General features: G+C 60.8%; 20 protein-coding genes. 7 read left to right on the forward strand and 13 right to left on the reverse strand.

The genetic code is table 11. The features are described 5' to 3' along the window. Nucleotides 1–123 precede the first annotated feature (123 nt). The 3 genes from LCH64_RS10505 to LCH64_RS10515 form a co-directional block, all read right to left on the reverse strand. Nucleotides 124–1230: a DNA alkylation repair protein gene (locus LCH64_RS10505; RefSeq protein ID WP_226500191.1), complete on the reverse strand. Its 1107-nt coding sequence runs from the start codon at nucleotides 1228–1230 to the stop codon at nucleotides 124–126. 2 nt (nucleotides 1231–1232) lie between these two features. Further along, nucleotides 1233–1838: a glutathione S-transferase gene (locus tag LCH64_RS10510; RefSeq protein WP_226500192.1), complete on the reverse strand. Its 606-nt coding sequence runs from the start codon at nucleotides 1836–1838 to the stop codon at nucleotides 1233–1235. A 61-nt stretch (nucleotides 1839–1899) separates the two neighbouring features. Then, on the reverse strand, nucleotides 1900–2808 hold the full coding sequence (locus LCH64_RS10515; RefSeq protein WP_226500193.1) for a MurR/RpiR family transcriptional regulator: 909 nt from the start codon (nucleotides 2806–2808) through the stop codon (nucleotides 1900–1902). A 556-nt stretch (nucleotides 2809–3364) separates the two neighbouring features. Between LCH64_RS10515 and LCH64_RS10520 the strand changes: the two genes are divergently transcribed. From LCH64_RS10520 to LCH64_RS10530, 3 genes are all read left to right on the forward strand, one after another. Continuing rightward, nucleotides 3365–3769 (forward strand): TraR/DksA family transcriptional regulator, encoded by a 405-nt coding sequence (locus LCH64_RS10520; protein ID WP_003225981.1) that lies wholly within the window; start codon nucleotides 3365–3367, stop codon nucleotides 3767–3769. 225 nt (nucleotides 3770–3994) lie between these two features. After that, the gene (locus tag LCH64_RS10525) at nucleotides 3995–5599 is read left to right on the forward strand and encodes a methyl-accepting chemotaxis protein (RefSeq protein ID WP_226500194.1); all 1605 of its coding nucleotides are present in this window, start codon (nucleotides 3995–3997) and stop codon (nucleotides 5597–5599) included. A gap of 112 nt (nucleotides 5600–5711) precedes the next feature. After that, complete coding sequence (locus tag LCH64_RS10530) at nucleotides 5712–5912, forward strand: hypothetical protein (protein WP_003225978.1); 201 nt, start codon at nucleotides 5712–5714, stop codon at nucleotides 5910–5912. Between the two features lie 6 nt (nucleotides 5913–5918). Here the strand turns inward: LCH64_RS10530 and LCH64_RS10535 are convergent, their stop codons facing one another. Continuing rightward, nucleotides 5919–6155 (reverse strand): DUF2789 family protein, encoded by a 237-nt coding sequence (locus LCH64_RS10535; protein ID WP_003225976.1) that lies wholly within the window; start codon nucleotides 6153–6155, stop codon nucleotides 5919–5921. A gap of 46 nt (nucleotides 6156–6201) precedes the next feature. Next, on the reverse strand, nucleotides 6202–6477 hold the full coding sequence (locus LCH64_RS10540) for a hypothetical protein (protein WP_226500195.1): 276 nt from the start codon (nucleotides 6475–6477) through the stop codon (nucleotides 6202–6204). A 423-nt stretch (nucleotides 6478–6900) separates the two neighbouring features. Between LCH64_RS10540 and LCH64_RS10545 the strand changes: the two genes are divergently transcribed. From LCH64_RS10545 to LCH64_RS10555, 3 genes are all read left to right on the forward strand, one after another. Further along, on the forward strand, nucleotides 6901–7350 hold the full coding sequence (locus tag LCH64_RS10545) for a hypothetical protein (protein WP_051018090.1): 450 nt from the start codon (nucleotides 6901–6903) through the stop codon (nucleotides 7348–7350). 8 nt (nucleotides 7351–7358) lie between these two features. Continuing rightward, nucleotides 7359–7556 (forward strand): hypothetical protein, encoded by a 198-nt coding sequence (locus LCH64_RS10550; protein WP_103484200.1) that lies wholly within the window; start codon nucleotides 7359–7361, stop codon nucleotides 7554–7556. A gap of 128 nt (nucleotides 7557–7684) precedes the next feature. Next, the gene (locus LCH64_RS10555) at nucleotides 7685–8701 is read left to right on the forward strand and encodes an ABC transporter substrate-binding protein (RefSeq protein WP_003225969.1); all 1017 of its coding nucleotides are present in this window, start codon (nucleotides 7685–7687) and stop codon (nucleotides 8699–8701) included. 97 nt (nucleotides 8702–8798) lie between these two features. Here LCH64_RS10555 and LCH64_RS10560 read toward each other — a convergent pair whose 3' ends face one another. Next, complete coding sequence (locus LCH64_RS10560; protein ID WP_226500196.1) at nucleotides 8799–10931, reverse strand: TonB-dependent receptor; 2133 nt, start codon at nucleotides 10929–10931, stop codon at nucleotides 8799–8801. 92 nt (nucleotides 10932–11023) lie between these two features. After that, nucleotides 11024–11416 carry a DUF2946 domain-containing protein gene (locus LCH64_RS10565; protein WP_226500197.1) on the reverse strand — a complete coding sequence of 131 codons (393 nt, stop codon included), beginning with the start codon at nucleotides 11414–11416 and terminating at the stop codon, nucleotides 11024–11026. Between the two features lie 94 nt (nucleotides 11417–11510). On the opposite strand from LCH64_RS10565, the gene LCH64_RS10570 reads away from it, so the two are divergent. Beyond that, a complete protein-coding gene (locus tag LCH64_RS10570; protein ID WP_226500198.1) occupies nucleotides 11511–11951 on the forward strand; it encodes a DUF3995 domain-containing protein in 441 nt (146 codons plus the stop codon). A gap of 116 nt (nucleotides 11952–12067) precedes the next feature. Here the strand turns inward: LCH64_RS10570 and LCH64_RS10575 are convergent, their stop codons facing one another. Genes LCH64_RS10575 through LCH64_RS10600 form a run of 6 tightly spaced genes read right to left on the reverse strand, consistent with a single transcriptional unit; the run spans nucleotide 12068 to nucleotide 18125 of the window. Further along, entirely contained in the window at nucleotides 12068–12430 is a 363-nt protein-coding gene (locus tag LCH64_RS10575) for a Na+/H+ antiporter subunit G (protein WP_226500199.1), read from the reverse strand. Beyond that, nucleotides 12427–12705: a K+/H+ antiporter subunit F gene (locus tag LCH64_RS10580; RefSeq protein WP_003225959.1), complete on the reverse strand. Its 279-nt coding sequence runs from the start codon at nucleotides 12703–12705 to the stop codon at nucleotides 12427–12429. Before LCH64_RS10580 ends, LCH64_RS10575 begins: the two co-directional genes overlap by 4 nt. Beyond that, nucleotides 12702–13190, reverse strand: a complete 489-nt coding sequence (locus LCH64_RS10585; RefSeq protein WP_201137303.1) for a Na+/H+ antiporter subunit E — start codon at nucleotides 13188–13190, stop codon at nucleotides 12702–12704. The genes LCH64_RS10580 and LCH64_RS10585 overlap by 4 nt, the downstream gene beginning before the upstream one ends. Beyond that, complete coding sequence (locus LCH64_RS10590; RefSeq protein WP_003225955.1) at nucleotides 13187–14866, reverse strand: monovalent cation/H+ antiporter subunit D; 1680 nt, start codon at nucleotides 14864–14866, stop codon at nucleotides 13187–13189. The genes LCH64_RS10585 and LCH64_RS10590 overlap by 4 nt, the downstream gene beginning before the upstream one ends. Then, nucleotides 14863–15207, reverse strand: a complete 345-nt coding sequence (locus LCH64_RS10595) for a Na+/H+ antiporter subunit C (RefSeq protein ID WP_003225953.1) — start codon at nucleotides 15205–15207, stop codon at nucleotides 14863–14865. The genes LCH64_RS10590 and LCH64_RS10595 overlap by 4 nt, the downstream gene beginning before the upstream one ends. Then, nucleotides 15207–18125 (reverse strand): monovalent cation/H+ antiporter subunit A, encoded by a 2919-nt coding sequence (locus tag LCH64_RS10600; protein WP_226500200.1) that lies wholly within the window; start codon nucleotides 18123–18125, stop codon nucleotides 15207–15209. The genes LCH64_RS10595 and LCH64_RS10600 overlap by 1 nt, the downstream gene beginning before the upstream one ends. Between the last annotated feature and the right edge of the window lie 165 nt (nucleotides 18126–18290).

Raw genomic sequence — 18290 nt, forward strand, 5'->3', positions numbered from 1 at the left:
TGGGGCGTCTGCTTCTGGCCGAAAGCTGTCTGTCTCAAACGACCGCTATTGGCCGAAAGCAGCCCCATCAGAAATTCCCTATCAGTCCGAGCACTGCCAGATCAACGGAATCCGTTCGTGGTATCAATCAGCGACGATATCGAACGCAGCACTCCCCAAAACCTCCCCATTAACCAAAACCCTAACCCCATGCCGCCCCAAAAAATGCTTCCGCGTCGTAAAATCCTTAATCACCTGCCGCCTCCCCACAATCACTTCCCCAAACCCCGCCAACACCACCGTCTTCAACTTGAAAACCTTCCCCGAAACCCCGCCATTCGCCTTCACATAGTCAATCGCATAATCAATCGCCAATCGCTGCTCATGCGCCACCGTCGACTTCACCGTAAACGACAACGTAATCGCCTCACCCAACCTCACCACCGCCGGCTCAACCCGCACGTCCAGCAACTCCACCTCAGCCTTGGCCCCCGCACCAATCACCGTCAGCGCACGCAGGTCTCCCTGTTTGATCAAACTGCGCAGCGCATGCTTGGCAATCCACGCCGTGTGTTTGTTCTCCAGTGGCCAGCCTTCAATCGTGTCCAGCACCCACTCCGGGTGTTCCTTGGTCACGTCATTCAGATGGTTCGCCACGGACTTGCGTACGTACAAACTCTCGTCGGCTTTCAACCTATCCAGTATTCCGGCGGTCAGTTGCGGGTTGGCTTGCACGGCTTCCAGGCGGAATGACCAGGGCAGGCGAGGGCGGGTGCCTTCGCTGGCGAGGCGGCGGATGTGGTGGTTTTGGTCTTGGGTCCAGTCGTGCATGAGTTCCAGTGAGCGTTCGAGGTCGCTGCGCAGGAAGTGGCGGATGGCGAATTCGGAGGAGCCGAAGGTGGTGAAGTATTTCAGTGCTTGCATGGAGGTATCGAACGCGTGGCCGCCGTAGCTGGCGACGTAGTGCGGCAGGCACATGCTGACGAATCCGCTGTTGAGGCGGGGGGCGAGTTCGCGCAGGACTTCGAGGGAATCTTCGTAGTCCAGCGGCAGCACGGCGTGCAGGCTTTCGCTGACGCGGGCCATGCGTTGCATCACCGACAATTCCGCCAGCCCTTGGTTGGCGTGCTTGAGAAACGCCTTGGCCTTGAACGCCGGGTAGACGGCGCTCATTTCGCTGGCGATGTGTTGCAGGCGTTCGGCGTTGAAGATTTCCTTTAACGCCGGGGCGGCGGTGTCGGTGGTGCTCATGGTCAGGTCATCGGGGTGCTGACGAACGCTTCGAGGGTTTCGGCGTAGGCGGTGTATTGGGCGATGTGCGGGTAGCGGCGGGTGTCGATCTGGTCGGGGACGACGAGGTCGGTGAAGCTCCAGGCGACGGCGAGGCTGATGCCGGCCTGGGTGAGGGTGCCGTCGGTGGGCAGGCCGGTTTTTTCCTGTTCCTGTTCGAGGGCGGTGAAGGCGGCGGCGAGTTGGCCTTCGACGCGTTCGACCCACGGCTGGTATTGAATGTCGGCCGGGCGCAGGTTGCGTTCGTAATAGAGCTGCACGGCTTTTTCGCAGGCGGCGAGGCTGAGGCCGATCAGGCGCAGGGCGTGGGCGCGTTGTTTGAGGTCGGTCGGCAGCAGGCTTTTGCCGCTGGCGGCTTCGAGGTAGTCGAGGATGAGGGTGGAGTCCATCAGGACCACGCCGTCATCGAGGATCAGCGTGGGCGCCTTGACCACCGGGTTGATCTGCTGGAATTGCTCGAAGTGGCGGAACACCGAGACCGATTCATGTTCGAGGTCGATGCCGAGGCGTTTGGCGGAGATTGCCACGCGGCGCACGTAAGGGGAGTCCAGCATGCCGATCAGTTTCATGACGCGTTCCTTCAAGTCGAACCGGTGGGAAGGCATAACCTAGCCGAGCCTGAGGCAAATGTCAGTCGTCAAAACCGGCTTGTTCGTGAATCTCGTCCACATTCAATTCCAGCCGATACGCCACCGCCACGAACAACGCCTGACACAAACACAAGGTCGCACTCAGCGAACGGAACGCCAGCGCGCTGCCCTCATTGACCAGCAACAGGCTGTTGGCGTTTTTGGCCAAAGGCGAGAGCTGGCTGTCGGTGAGGATCAGGGTGTTGGCCTGTTGCTGGCGGGCGTAGCGCAGGCAGTGTTGGGTTTCCTTGGCATAGGGGGTGAAGCTGATGGCGATCACCAAATCACCGCTACGTACGCTGCGCATCTGCTCGCGATAACTGCCGCCAAGACCAGAAACCAGGTGAATGCGCTTGTGAGTGTGTTGCAAGTTGTAAACGAGGTAGTCGGCGACGGCGAAGGAGCGGCGCACGCCGACGACATAGATGTTGTCGGCGTTGACGATCAGGTCGACGGCTTTCTCGAACGCGACGTCGTCGAGTTCGCGGCCCAGGCGTTCGATGCCGGAGCGGGTGGCGTCGATGCATTCGCGGGCGAGGTCGCCGTCGCTGGCCGGCTGCGACTGGTTGGCGATCATGCTGCGGATGCGTTGCTGGTAGTTCTGCACTGGCGAGGCTTTATGGGTGTAGGCGCTGCGGAACAGCGCCTGCATTTGGCTGAAGCCGCTGAAGCCGAAGCGCTGCGAGAAGCGCACGATGGCGGACGGATGCACCTCGCATTCCCGCGCAATGTCGCTGATGCGATCGACCATGATCCGGTCGCTTTGCTGGCTCATGTAGCTGGCGATGCGCTTGAGTTGGCGCGGCAGGGTGTCGTATTCGTCGGTGATCAGTTGCAGCAGACGCTCGGCATTGATCGGGGGGCTGGCGAGGGGGCGCTCGTCGTTGGCCGGCAGATCGGGGCGGGGCATAAGTTATCCTTCGGGCTGATCAAATCACACTGTGGCGAGGGAGCTTGCTCCCGCTCGACTGCGAAGCAGGCCCACTGCTTTTTAAAGTTGAAGAGCAAGGGCCGCTTCGCGCCCCAGCGGGAGCAAGCTCCCTCGCCACAGTTATTTGCGGTGTGCCTGATGATAGGCGGGGTGCGGACAGTTGGCAGGGGAGATTTTCGGCGCCTGCGCAGCTGAAACGATGCACTGCGCGGGCGGCATGGCTGAAAAAAATGCGACCAACTGCCGCTCGGTTAGCCGTTTGTCTTCTATATACAGCCGCTCGACTGAATTTCTTGCTATAAACGCACTCCGATGACCGCCATGACGCCTGTGTCAGAGCTGTTTAGAGGTGTTGTCGGACAAATTCCCGGTATTTACAGTTGCTGAGGCCTCAAACGGGCCTTAGACTGCCGCCCCTTCGTAAATTGAGTGCCGGGTGGCGTTTGCAATAAACGATGCCTTTTCGTCGACCGGACACGGTTCGCCGGAACGCTCCCTATTTCGCCTTAATGCACGTTTTTTTATAGAGATATCAATGACAAAGGACAAGTTGCTGGCGATGCCGGCAGATGACTACATGAATGCCGAGCAACACGCTTTCTTCACTGAGCTGTTGCAGAACATGAAAGTCGAAACCCACGAGCGCATTGAGCAAAACCGTATCGCCATCGAAAGCCTGGACACTCCGGCCGACCCGGCGGACGCGGCTTCGGTTGAAGAAGAGCGCACCTGGCTGGTGAACGCGATCGATCGCGACCAGCGCATGCTGCCGCAACTGGAACAAGCCCTTGAGCGCATCAAGGAAGACAGCTTTGGCTGGTGCGACGACAGCGGCGAGGCCATCGGCCTGAAGCGCCTGCTGATCAGCCCGACCACCAAGTACTGCATCGAAGCTCAAGAGCGTCACGAGCAGATCGACAAGCACCAGCGTCAGGCCTGATTCCATGGCTGCCCCCTGAATGGGGGGCGCCTGCAAAAGATCGCAGCCTTCGGCAGCTCCTACACGAGCTGACGGGGCTGCGATCTTTGCTTTTGCTCGTCCGCGATATTTTGCGCGCCGTTCCATTGACCTGCTGCAGACTCCACGACTAACGGACCATGGATAATGGCGTTCTAGTGGCGTTTAATGCAGCCACAACAATGAGAACAAGCGTGGGGTGTTGATATGACGAGAGATGGATCTCTGGTTGGGGCTTTGCCCGCACCAGTGCTGTTGCCGAAAAACCGCTGGATCGCTCCGACCCTGCAAAGCATCGCCCTGATGCTGTTGCTCGCCGGCATGACGCTGGGTGGATGGTCGCTGTACATCGGCATGCCGCTGGCGATGCTGATTGTCTGGCTGCCGCGCCTGCGCTCGCGGGCCATCGCCGATGTTGTGCCTGCCGAGACCGGTAGCGCGATTTCCGAACTCACCCGCGATCTTTCCCACACCACCAGTCATAACGCGCTGTCAGCCGCCGGCGTGGCGTTTTCCGTCAAGCAACTGGCGAGCAAACTGGAATCGCAACTCGACGCGGCGGCGCAGATTGTCAGCAACGCCGAAGTGATGATCGCCACCGAACACGCCACCTCAAAGCTCAGCCGTGAAGCGCTGGAGGCTGCCAGCGAAGCGCATCACAGCAGCGCAGCCGGGCGCACCGAGCTGGTGGATTCGATTGCGCGTATGCATCAACTCAGTCAACGCGCCAATGCCAGCCGTGAGTTGATCGAAGCCCTGAGTCTGCGCAGCGATGACATTCAGCGCGTAACCCTGGTGATTCAATCCATCGCCAGCCAGACCAATCTGCTGGCGTTGAACGCGGCGATTGAAGCGGCGCGGGCTGGCGAGCATGGTCGCGGTTTCGCAGTGGTGGCGGATGAGGTGCGTGGTCTGGCGGCCCGGACGGCCTCGGCGACCGGCGAAGTCGGGGAGATGGTTGCCGATATTCAGCAACGCACAGCGCAAGTGGTGGAGCAGATCCGCGAGCTGTCCAGCGATTTGCAGACCGGTGTCGAACAAGTTGAAAACACCGGCCAGCATTTGGAAAACATCGCGCGGCTGGCGGCCGGCGTGGAAACCCAGGTCGGTGAAATCGCTCGTGGCGCAGAAACCAATCGCGAGCAGCTCGACAGCCTGTTCAAGGCCATTGAGCAAATGCGCAGTGATCTGGCGATCAGCGATCAGCAGACCCGACGCCTGGCCGAGGCCGCCGTACAGATGGAAGGCCAGGCGGAAACCATCAGCGAGCGTCTGGCCGAAGTCGGTCTGGATGACTATCACCAGCGCGTCTATGACCTGGCGCGTGAGGGCGCGAGTCAGATTGCGGCGCGGTTCGAGGCGGATGTCGAGCAGGGGCGGATCAGCCTTGAAGATTTGTTCGACCGCCAGTATCAACCGATTCCCGGGACGCAACCGGCGAAGTTTCAGACCCGTTTCGATCGCTATACCGATCAAGTGCTGCCGGCGATTCAGGAGCCGTTGCTGCCACGCCACGAGGGCTTGGTGTTCGCCATCGCCTGCACGCAGCAGGGGTATGTGCCGACGCACAACCTGGCGTTCAGTCAGCCGTTGACCGATGACCCGCAGGTGGACGCGGTGGGCAACCGCACCAAACGCAAGTTCGCCGATCGCACCGGGATTCGCTGCGGCAGCCATCAACAAGCGGTGTTGCTGCAGACTTACACCCGCGATACCGGGGAGCTGATGCATGACCTGTCGGTGCCGATCATGGTCAAGGGGCGGCATTGGGGCGGTCTGCGCCTGGGATATAAGCCGGAGAGTCCGCGCTGATCGATTGTTACCGCTCGTGCAATGAATCTGTGCACGGGCGTTGCTGTTTCCTCTGCGACGAAGTCACTAACATTGCTATTAGTTAGGTAGCTAATGAAGTCGAGAGGTCAGTATGTGCAGAGTCGATGTCGCAGTGATGATTGGCAGTGGTGTGCCCGCCGGATTGCGTGCGATGGGCCGCAGCGTCTGCTGGGTGGTGTTGCTCAACGGTGAGCGGCGTGGCACCGCGTTCGCCAGTCGCGACGAGGCGGAGGAGTGCAAGGCTGCCTGGCTCGCGCAACTGATGGCCGAGCCTGGCGACAGCCTGCACTGACATGTATTAACGGCCGTCGTGCAGGCGTACGTTCAATTCATCGACCATCACCGCTTCTTCGCCGTCGGCGCGCAGCCATTCCTTCAGAAGCTGCGCCTGTTGCGGCGTCCAGAAGTCGGCATCGATCAACTTGGTGTTGGCGTCCAGCGGATGCGCTTCGATGAAATCGTCGATTGCTCCGTCTTCCGATGGCAGGCCCAGTTGGTCGAACAGGGTTTTCAGATCATATGCTGGCAGTTCCATCGTGTACTCCTTTTGCGTGTGCCGGAATGGCGCTGTCGCTTGCTCTTTATCTGAGGCAGCCGTTGGACAAGAGTTCGATTCGTGATTCAAGCGAGCGGGCGAGGGCGCACGCTTCGTTATGGTCTTCGCGGAAACCTCTTACACGTCCGGTAGACGATTCCTTGATATGAAAGAACGCGTTACCCGCCGGTACTACCTGAAATCGCGGCGCGTAAGCGCTTTGTGCGTAGGGGGCAAGGTCCGGTAAGTCAGCGCCTTGCAGCACGAAAGGTTGTTCGATACCGGGGTTGGAAGGCTGGGCAAAGTGAGTCAGAGTGCACATATGAAGTCCTTTTCATGGGGTAGCCGACGGTTACAGGTCGGTTTGGGTAGTCGGAAGGAGCATCGCTGCTCTAGAATCGCCAGTGCCTGTTGGCGACAGGTCTCTATCTAAAGCAATTTTTTACCGGTGATATGTCGGAAAAAGGCTTTTTTTCGTCAGCTTTTTCCCTAAAGTTTGTAGTCCGTCTTCACTACGCTTAAGTGAGGACTTTTCCTTCAAGGCCTGGCGAACGTCGAGCCAAGTTTCTCGCGTGACTTTCCAGTAGTCTTGCGAACTCGCGATGAATGGGCGTTCTGCTTGTTTCAGGTTTACTGAAGTCATTCGGTAACAGCATCGGCCTGGCCGTTTTTTTTGCCGTGCGCGTTTTGGCGCAGGGTACTTTTCAGATGTGGGGATGTTTCTTTGGCAGTCAGTAATCTCGATATGCATGCTTTGTTCGTGTTGGGTGATTTGCGTGCAAAGCTGGTCAAGCAGTTTCAATCGCGTTTTGTTTACATCACCGAACAGAACGCCGAAGGCATTTATGTGGCCGAGATCGACACCGAAAGTGCGTTGGTAGTCGATGACAAACCGGGGCTCAAGCTCAAGGTCGGCGATCATTTCAGCGCTGCCGTTTTGCCCAGCCGTGAAGGCGGCAAGATGGATATTCGCTTTCGCGAAATCAAACTGACGGTGTATGGCCTGGGCGACTATGCCTTTGTCGATACCGCGGACGGTCACGCGATCCTGTTCAAGGAAGGCCATAGCGTGGTGACGGTGTTTGCCGCGCATCAGCAATTGCAGGAAGGCCTGACCAAGACCCTGAAAGCCGTGACCGGTAAAGCGGCGAAGTGGCGCAAGGGCGAACTGATCACGTTCAAGGCCAGCGAGTGAGCGGTGGTGTGAGTCGTGCCGACTTCCATTCGCAGAACCTCGATCGCGCGCGTGAAGAGGCCTTGCGGCTGTTTCACGCCAAAGCCGAGTTGCAGGGCGCGTGGCTGAACTGGGTGGCAGCGCAGATCTACACCTTGCGGCCTGCGGAATACGCCAGCATGGTCAGACGCGAGCTGCAAAGCTTGCAGGAAAAGTCTGAAACGTAACCTCGTCGGGAACCGGTCCCGGAAAAAGCAGGAACCTCGGCTACAGTCAGTTGACTGAGTATTCAGAGGCTTGCGGTCTTCTGCCAGGCCATCCTGCTATTGCTGAGAACAGCACGAGGTGCAAAAGCATGAAAGGATTTCGACGGTTACTGGCCGCCAGCGTGGTCTCGTTCGGTGTGCTGGCATTGGCGCAACCGGTGACGGCGGCGCAGACGCCCATCCATTTTGCCGACCTGAACTGGGAAAGCGGCAGCCTGATCACCGATGTTCTGCGGATCATCGTCGAGAAGGGCTATGGCCTGCCGACCGATACGCTGCCGGGCACCACCATCACCCTGGAAACCGCCCTGGCCAACAATGACATTCAGGTCATTGGCGAAGAGTGGGCCGGGCGCAGTCCGGTGTGGGTCAAGGCCGAAGCCGAGGGCAAGGTCGCCAGCCTGGGGGATACGGTCAAGGGTGCCACTGAAGGCTGGTGGGTGCCGGAATACGTGATCAAGGGCGATCCGGCCAAGGGCATCAAGCCCATGGCCCCGGACTTGCGCAGTGTCAATGACCTGAAGAAATACAAGGACGTGTTCGCTGATCCGGAGAATCCGAGCAAGGGGCGTTTCCTCAACAGCCCGATTGGCTGGACCTCGGAAGTGGTGAACAAGCAGAAGCTGACCGCTTACGGCCTGCAGGATGACTACACCAATTTCCGCAGCGGATCGGGTGCGGCGCTGGACGCCGAAATCACCTCATCGATTCGTCGGGGCAAACCGGTGCTGTTCTATTACTGGTCGCCGACGCCGCTGCTTGGCAAATTCAAACTGGTGCAGCTGGAGGAGCCACCGTTCGATGCCGAGGCGTGGAAGACGTTGACCGATGCCGACAACCCGAATCCGAAACCGACCCGTTCGCTGGCGTCGAAGCTGTCGATCGGGGTCTCTGCACCGTTCCAGAAAGAGTATCCGCAGATCGCGGCTTTCTTCAGCAAGGTGGATTTACCTATCGAACCGCTGAACAAGGCGCTGGCCGAGATGAGCGAGAAGCACACCGCGCCACGCCAGGCGGCGGAAGCGTTCATGAAGGCGCATCCGGAGGTCTGGCAGGCATGGGTGCCGAAGGATGTGGCGGAGAAGGTGGCGGCTGATCTGAAGTAGGTGGTGCGTCCGCTGGCCTCTTCGCGAGCAAGCCCGCTCCCACAGGAGGACGCGTTCCAATTGTGGGAGCGGGCTTGCTCGCGAAGCTTTTACGCTTTTAAAACTTCGTCTGCACCGCCAATTCAAAGGTACGCGGCGTACCCAGATAGTACGCCGGCGAAACATGCGCAAACTCGGCATACACCTCATTGGTCAGATTACGCACCCGACCGGTGACGGTGGTGTGCGAGTCGACCTTGTAGCTGAGGAAACTGCCGAACAGCGTGTACGACGGCACGGTCATGGTGTTCGCCGTATCCGCATACACCGACGCCACATACCGTGCATCGACCCCACCTTGCCATTGCGGCGAGAAATCGTAGGTCAGCCACAGATTGCCGACCCGATCCGGAACGTTGGTCGGCGTGTTGCCCTTGCGCGACACCACCACGCCGGCGGCATTCTTTTCGGTGAAGTCGTCGTACTGCGCATCGACCCAGGCGAAGTTGCCTTCGGCCAACAGCTTGTCGGTGATCCGCAGGGAACTGGCGATCTCGATGCCTTTCGAGGTTTGCTGACCCACCGGAATGCTGCTGGTCGGGTCCAACGGATCGGTCACGGCGAAGTCCTTGCGCTCGATGGTGTACGCGGCCACCGTCGCCGAACCACGGCCATTCAGGTAGTCGAACTTGCTGCCGATTTCCCATTGCTTGCCGGTCGACACTTCGAAGTCCTGGGTGCCATTCGGCTGCTCGGCGGCGGTGCTGTATTGCACGTAGACGTTGGCCGCTGGAATGAACTGGTAAGTCAGGCCGACGCGCCCGGTGACCGGCTCCCAACTGCGTTTGAGGTGCTTCGGATTGGCGGCCGTCACGGTGCGATGGTTGGTCACGTCGAGGTCGATGTCGTCGTAACGCAGGCCGCTGAGCAACACCAGTTTGTCGGTCAGTGCCAGACGGTTTTCCACGAACAGCGCTTTGGTGGTGACCTCGTTGGTCTTGTCGCTGATCAGTGCCGGGTTGGTGCCGGGAATGTCGTAGAAATGCCCCGGACGGTAGTTGTTCGGATCGACGGTGCTCGCGCCTTTGATATTCAGCGGAGAGTTGGTGGTCTGGTTGACCTTGTACTCGAAACCGCCGGACCAGGTGGTGTCGAGGCCGAACAGGGTGTTGTCGTGGCGCAGTTCGAACTGGTTGCCGTTCTGCTCGCCCTGATGCCGTACTTGATAGGCGGTGGAGCGGTTCACCGCGCTGTTGTCGGCGTTGTACTGGTAGGTCTCGAGGTTGCGGTAATCGCGCTGGCTGTCGAGGTGATACAGCGTGTTGCGCAGGGTGGTGCTGTCGTTGATCCGGTAGTCGATGATCGAGCGCACCCAGATCGTGCGCTGTTCGTAGCGCCCGTCCTCGACGTTGTAGTTGTTGAAGCGGTTGTGTTTGTCGATCTTCAACTCGCCGGCCTTGGGGTTGAGCACCGGCGTGCCCCAGTAGGGGCTGTCTTCGTGTTCGTCCTGATATTCCAGGGCCAGGGTGTGCGACAAATCCGGCGTGAGGTCGCTGAGCAACGAGAACGCTACGCTCCAGGCATCGCGTTCCTGGCGGTCGATGTAGCCGTTGCTGGTGTTGTGGCTGACATCGAGCCGCGCGTAGTGCTGCACGTCGGCGCTTGGGTCGGTCAGCGCGTGATTGAGGCCGAACGCGGTTTCGGTGGTGTCGTAACTGCCGTAGCTGACGCGACCTTCAGCGGCTTGTTCGTCGCGAGTTGCCAGTTTGGTCACGTAGTTCAGCGAACCCCCCACCGAGCCTGCGCCGTTGATCAGTGACGAAGGCCCGCCCACCAGCTCGACCCGATCATAGATCCATGAATCCACCGGCCGGGCGAGGCCACCGGAGACGGTGACGCCGTTGAACATCTGGGTGATCTGGCTGCTGGTGAAGCCGCGGTAGGAGACGAATCCGCCAAAGCCTGGCGGCGCGCTGGCATTGACCCCGGGCAGGGTGTTGGCGGCGTCCTGAAAGTTTTGCGCGCCGTGACGTTCGATGTCGTTGCGGTTGGCGACGGCCACCGAGGCCGGCGTGTCGCGCACGCTCAAGCCGAGGCGCGAGGCCATGCCGCTGGATTGATCGAGACTCAGGCCCGGTTCGCTGGTGGATTCGCCGTCGATGGTGATCGGCGCCAGGTCCACGGTGGATTGCGCCCAGGCGTTTAGGGACAGGCAGCCGCACAGGCTCGCCAGCAGAGGAATGTGTTTCATCGTTGAATCCTGAATGCTTGTCTAGGAGTCAGCGCACAGGCGAACGCCGCGCGTTGGCGCAGTGGGCTGAACAATCAAAAGGGCGAAGACACTCAGGCGAGCGGTGGGGCGCGTGGGTTGGCTGAAGGCCAGGTGAAGCGGGCAGGGAGGTCGGCGCTGACGATGGGTGCCAGCGGCGGGCTGTGTTGCTCGGGCAGAACCGCGAGGGTCAGGCTGGAGTTGAATGCCGGGCCCATGCCGCCGCCGCCGACCGAGCACAGCGGACAGCCGAACGCCTTGGACAGGGTCGGCAGTTGCTCTTCGGTGGGATTGCTGGCCAGCGGCGCTTGAGTGGCCGGGTCGACCGTACAGAACTGGCCGCCGATACCGTTGAGCTGCATCCCGACCATTTGCCCGTGACCGATGCTGCAGGCGAACACGTTGAACAGGACGCAGCAATAGAGCATCCAGGCCAGCAATGAGCGATCGGAACGGGTGAATTTCATGGGGCGGCACTTTACCGTACCGCCGATCGGTCGTGCACTTCAAAAAATGCCAACTAGGATGTTTTGTTCAAATCCCTGGAAAGGATTCTCGACCATGACCTTTGTGTTGGCTCAATGGCTGGTGACGATATTTGCAGTGATCGCCCTGGTACATGTGTATTGGGCGCTGGGTGGACAATGGGCGGCGGTGGCGGCGGTACCGCAAGTGCCGGTGCAAGGTCTGGCGGCAACGGTGCGACCGGCGTTCAAACCGTCAGGCTGGATTACCTTGGTGGTGGCGGCAGCATTATTGGCGATTGCCGCGCTGGTGTGCATGCGGGTCGGCTGGGGTATGCCGGCGGTGCACCACAAGGCGTTGCAATGGGTGATCAGTGCGATTGCATTGTTGATGTTTGCCCGGGCGATCGGCGATTCGAATCTGGTGGGGTTTTTCAAAGAGGTGAAGGGTTCGCGGTTTGCGCGGCTGGATACCTGGGTGTATTCGCCATTGTGCCTGGTGTTGGGGGCGGGGTTGCTGGCGGTGGCTTGGGTCTGAAGTTTGAGGTGAGCTGGAGATTGCTATCGCGAGCAGGCTCACTCCTACATTTGGAATGCGTTCCCCTGTAGGAGTGAGCCTGCTCGCGATGGCGTCATTGCAGACAATATAAAACTTCAGCTACCGCTCTCGGTCCTGCGGCTACTCACCTCAGCCGGCACATCATCCCCGGCCATGCGCTTGCGGAACAATGCAGCCCGCGCCAGCAGCAGCGTGGTCACCGGTACGGTAATCGCCAGCAGAATCGGAATCAGCCACGCGTGCAGCACGGGCCCGGACTTGAGCACCGAGAAGCAGATGATCGATGCCAGCGCCACGCACCAGGCGCCCAGCGTCGAGGCCAGCGCCGGTGGGTGCATGCGCTGGAAGTAATCCTTCATGCGCAGCAATCCGGTCGCACCAATCAGCGCAAACACCCCGCTGAGCACCAGCAGGATCGCCACCGGAATCTCGACCCACATCGACAATTCAGCATTCATTCGATCACCTCGCCACGCAGCAGGAATTTCGCCAGGGCAAACGAGCCGACGAAGCCGAACAGCGCGATCAGCAGCGCCGCTTCGAAGTAAGTGTCACTGGAATAACGAATGCCCAACGTCAGCATCATCAGCATGGCGACGATATACAGGTAATCCAGAGCGAGTACCCGATCCTGTGCCGAAGGCCCCTTGAACAGGCGAATCAAGGTCAGGACCATCGCCAGCGAGAATAGAAACAGCGTCAGCAGAATCGCGTTCGACAGCAACGGGCTCATTCGAAAATCTCCATCAACGGCTGCTCGTAGGCAGTCTTAAAGTGGTGGATGAAGTGCGCCTCGTCATCCAGATCCCAAACGTGCAGCAGCAGGATGCTGCGATCCAGCGCCAGCTCCGACCACACGGTGCCGGGCACCACGGTGCAAATCATCGCCAGAGCGGCCAGACCGTGGGCGTCGCGCAGGTCCAGCGGCACTTTGACGAAGCGCGAACGCGGCGGTCTGCGACCGGCGTTGAGCACGCCCCAGGCGACGATCAGGTTGGAGAGGATCACGTCACGACCGACCAGCAGGAACAGGCGCAGGATCGTCAGCGGGCGGCGAATGCGTACCTGTTTCGGACGCAGCTTGCGCATCATCAGCGGTGCCGCGAACCCCAGTATTGCACCGAGCAGCAGATTGCCCGGGCTGACAGACAGGTTCAGCGTGAGCCACAAGGCCCACAGTGCCAGTGACAGCCACGGCGCGGGAAATACACGCTTCATGGTTGCACCTCCAGCATCGCCGCCTTGGCTTCAGGGCTTGGCACGGCGCGAGTGCCGAGCACCGCCATTACGTATTGCTGCGGATTGTTCAAGGCGTCGGCGGTGGCCTGGGTGTACCGCAGCAATGGCTCGGCCTTGAAGGTCAGTGCGATGCTCAGCCCCAGCAACAGGAAGATCGGCGCACATTCAAGCTTGCGCAGCAGCGGCGAAGGGCGCTCTTCGGGTGTCCAGAAACGCTGGATACCCATACGGGCGAATGCCATCAGTGAGGCCAGTCCGGAGAGGATCAGCAGCGCCAGCAACGCCCATGCGGCATTCGAGATTGGAGCATCAGTCCCCAGCCCCAACGGATTGAGCAGGGCACCGATCAGGTTGAGCTTGCCGATGAACCCGGACAGCGGCGGCATGCCGATGATCAACAGCGCGCAGGCAATGAAGCTCAAACCGAGAAACGCCATGGTCCACGGAATGACCTGACCGACCACCGCTTTCTGTTCGTCGTCGAGGTTGATGCCCTTGGGCGGTTGCAAGGATTCCTGCGGACGTGGCAACAACTCGTTTTCGTCCTCCAGCGGGATTTCGTTGGCCGAACGTGAACGCTCAATCAGTTCGGCCAACAGGAACAGTGCGCTCAGGGCCAGGGTCGAGCTGACCAGATAGAACAGGGCTGCGCCGATCAGGTTCGGCTGGGCGAAACCTACCGCCGACAGGAGAATCCCCGCCGACACCAGAATGCTCAGGCTGGCCATGCGCTCCAGACGTTGCGCGGCCAGAATCGCCAGCGCCGCGCAGGCCATGGTCGCCATGCCGCCGTAGATCAGCCAGTCACCACCGAAGAATGCCGAGGCTCCGGCTTGCCCGGAGAACAGCAGCGTCCACAGGCGCAGCAGGGTGTAGACGCCGACCTTGGTCATGATCGCGAACATCGCCGCCACCGGTGCGCTCGCCGAGGAGTAGGCCGGCACCAGCCAGAAGTTCAGCGGCCACATACCAGCCTTGGCCAGGAACGCCACGGCGAGAATCCCCGCGCCGGCGTGCAGCAAGCCACGGTCGGCTTCCGGCACCAGTGGAATCTTCAGCGCCAGATCGGCCATGTTCAGGGTGCCGGTGACGCCATAGATCAGCGCCGCGCCAATAAGGAACAGCGACGAGGCCAGCAGGTTGATCGAAATGTAATGCAGCCCCGACGACACCCGCGCCCGACCCGAGCCGTGCAGCAACAGGCCATAGGAGGCGGCGAGCAGCACTTCGAAGAACACGAACAGGTTGAACAGGTCGGCGGTGAGGAACGCGCCGTACAGACCCATCAGTTGAATCTGGAACAGCGCGTGGAAGCTCGACCCCGCGCCGTCCCAGCGCGCCATGGCAAACAGTAATGCGCTGACGCCGATGATGCCGGTCAGCACCAGCATCAACGCCGACAGGCGATCGACCACCAGCACGATGCCGAACGGCGCTTGCCAGTTGCCCGGCAGGTAAACGCCGATGGACCCGGGCACACCGGTGGTTTGCGTCCACTGCAGCAGCATCACCGAAATGAACAGGCCGACGAGGCTGGAGAACAGATTGATTTTCGCCTTCAGCGGGCGGTGCTTTTCGCCGAGCATCAACATGATGGCGGCGGTCAGCAGCGGCAGCAGGATCGGTGCGGCGATCAGGTGAGTCATCGCCATCATTCCTTGGGCTCCCGGCCGTCGACGTGGTCGGTGCCGGTCAGGCCCCGCGACGCCAGCAGCACCACCAGGAACAGCGCGGTCATGGCAAAGCTGATGACAATGGCCGTCAGCACCAGGGCCTGTGGCAGCGGATCGGTGTAGTGCAGCAGGTCCTGGGTCACGCCGTCCTTGATCACCGGCTCTTTACCGATGAACAGGCTGCCCATGCTGAAGATGAACAGGTTGACCGCGTAGGACAACAGGCACAGGCCCATGACCACCTGGAATGTCCGTGGCCGCAACACCAGCCAGACACCGGACGCGGCGAGTACGCCGATGGCGATTGCGATGACTTCTTCCATCAGACGGCTCCTTTGCTGGCGACGGACTTGGGTAGCGACGCGGTCTTGTGACCACGCACCGATTGGTGGGCGAGAGCGGTCAGAATCAGCAGCGTCGAGCCGACCACCACGGCGTACACGCCGATATCGAAGAACAGCGCACTGGCGATATGGATCTCGCCCAGCAGCGGCAATGCGAAATGCCAGGTGTGGGTGGTGAGGAACGGATAGCCGACCGCCATCGCCCCGAGACCGGTGGCGGTGGCAAACAGCAGGCCGGTGCCCATCCAGCGCAGCGGTCGCAGGCTCATTTGCGCCTCGACCCACTGGGTGCCAGCGACCATGTATTGCAGGATGAACGCCACTGACATCACCAATCCGGCGACGAAACCGCCGCCCGGCTGGTTGTGGCCGCGCATGAACAGGTAGAACGACACCACCAGCGCAATCGGCAGCAGCAGGCGCACCAGCACTGCCGGCACCATCATGAACCCGAGCGCGGTGTCGCTGGCTGTACGCGGGTTGACCAGATCGGTGACCACGTCCGGCGCGAGCAAGCGTTGCTGGGCCGGCAATTGCAGGCTTTCTTTCGGCGGGCGGAAGCGGCGTAGCAGGGCGAACACGGTCAGTGCCACGGCCACCAGCACGGTGATTTCACCGAGGGTGTCGAAGCCGCGGAAGTCCACCAGCATCACGTTGACCACGTTGCTGCCACCGCCCTCGGGCATGGCGCGGCTGAGGTAGAACGAGGAAATGTCGTTGGGCGTCTGCCGCGTCAGCATGGCGTAGGACAGCAGTGCCATGCCGGCGCCGACGGCGATCGACAGCAGCAAGTCGCGCAAGCGGCGCACCCGGGCCTTGCGCAGGCTCGATGGCAGTGGCGAGACTTCTTCGATGCGTCGTGGCAGCCAGCGCAGGCCGAGCAGGATCAGCACCGTGGTCACCACTTCGACCGCCAGTTGCGTCAGGGCCAGATCCGGCGCCGAGAACCAGACGAAGGTCACACAGGTCATCAGCCCGCAGACGCTGACCATGGTCAGGGCGGCGAGACGGTGATACTTGGCCTGCCATGCCGCGCCGAGGGCGCAGGCAATCGCCAGCAGCCACAGGGTGACGAACACGATGGAGCCCGGAATCTTCGGCCGGTCGCCCCAGCTCAGGCTGCTGTGCAACATCGGGATCAGCCCGGCGAGCACCGCCGCCAGGACCATCAGGAACAATTGCATCTGCAGGCGCCGGGTGCCGAGTCGGCGTTCTACCCGACGGGCCATGCGCATCATGATCACCAGACTGCGCTCGAACAGGCGCTTGCCGTTGAAACGGCCCACCAGCGGCGGGTATTTGAAGCGGCCACGCTTGAGCTGGTTGCGCAACAGCAGATAGACCACGATGCCGCCGGACATGGCGATCAGACTCATGATCATCGGCGCGTTCAGCCCGTGCCAGATCGCCAGGCTGTACTCGGGCAACGTGCCGCCCACCACCGGCAGCGCGGCGGCCGCGAGCAGCGGGCCGACCACTTGCGCCGGGAAGATCCCGACGACCAGACAGGTGAACACCAGCAGCTCCACCGGCGCACGCATCCAGCGCGGCGGTTCGTGCGGGGTGTGCGGCAGGTCGGTAGCCGTCGGGCCGAAGAACACATCGACGGTGAAGCGCAGCGAGTAGGCGACGCTGAATGTGCCAGCGATGGTTGCGACAATCGGCAGTGCTGCTTCGACCCACGCGGTGGCGTTGATGAACACGGTTTCGGCGAAGAACATTTCTTTCGACAGGAAGCCGTTGAGCAACGGCACGCCAGCCATCGACGCACTGGCAACCATCGCCAACGTGGCGGTGAACGGTATCAGTTTGATCAGGCCGCTGAGTTTGCGGATGTCACGGGTGCCGCTTTCGTGGTCAATGATCCCGGCGGCCATGAACAGCGAAGCCTTGAAGGTCGCGTGATTGAGGATGTGGAACACCGCCGCGACCGCTGCCAGTGGGCTGTTCAGACCCAGCAGCAAGGTGATCAGGCCCAGATGGCTGATGGTCGAGTAGGCCAGCAGGCCCTTGAGGTCGTTCTGGAACATTGCGCAGTAGGCGCCAAGCAGCAGGGTGCACGCCCCGGCGCCGCTGACGATGTAGAACCACTCTTCACTGCCGGACAGCGACGGCCATAGGCGCGCAAGCAGGAACACCCCGGCCTTGACCATGGTCGCCGAGTGCAGATAAGCCGAAACCGGGGTGGGCGCCGCCATGGCGTGCGGCAGCCAGAAGTGGAAAGGGAACTGGGCGCTTTTGCTGAGGGCGCCGATGAGGATGAGGGGAAGCAGAATAGGGTAGAGGGCATGTGCGCGAATCAGATCGCCGGCGGCCAGGACCTTGTCCAGGTCATAGCTGCCGACGACATGGCCGAGGATCATGACCCCCGCCAGCAGGCACAATCCTCCCGCACCGGTGACCATCAGCGCCATATAGGCGCCACGCCGGGCGTCAGAGCGGTGGTGCCAGTAGCCGATCAACAGGAACGAGAAGAGGCTGGTCAGTTCCCAGAAGAACACGATCTGGATCAGGTTGCCGGAGATCACCAGCCCGAGCATGGCGCCCATGAACGCCAGGAAGAAGGCGAAGAAGCGCGGCACCGGGTCGTCCGGCGACATGTAATAACGCGCATATAAAGAGACGAGTGCGCCGATGCCCAGCACCAGCAGCGAGAACAGCCAGGCGAAGCCGTCCATGCGCAGGACGAAGTTCAGACCCAGGCTGGGCAGCCACATGAACTCTTCGCGAATCACCCCGCCGTGGGCGATTTGCGGGTACAACAGCGCGACCTGCACGGTGCCGATCAAAGCGACCAGACCTGCCAACAGGGATTCGGTATTACGCGCGTTGTGTGGCAGCACCGCTGCCAGACAGCTGCCAATGAATGGCAGAAGCAGTAGAACTATCAGGGACATAGGCTTCTAATCTGCGGAAGTTTGTGAAGCATCATACGTGCCAGCTCCCTGATTACCAAACCCGAGGATGTCTCAGAATCCTACAAAGTAGTCTGGAATTTTCTGTTTGGCATTGTTTCAGGTAGATGGATGTCGCTTGGGATGGCCTCATCGCGAGCAGGCTCA

The sequence above is a fragment of the Pseudomonas sp. MWU16-30322 genome, from assembly GCF_020515535.1.
Taxonomy (GTDB): domain Bacteria; phylum Pseudomonadota; class Gammaproteobacteria; order Pseudomonadales; family Pseudomonadaceae; genus Aquipseudomonas; species Aquipseudomonas fluorescens_H.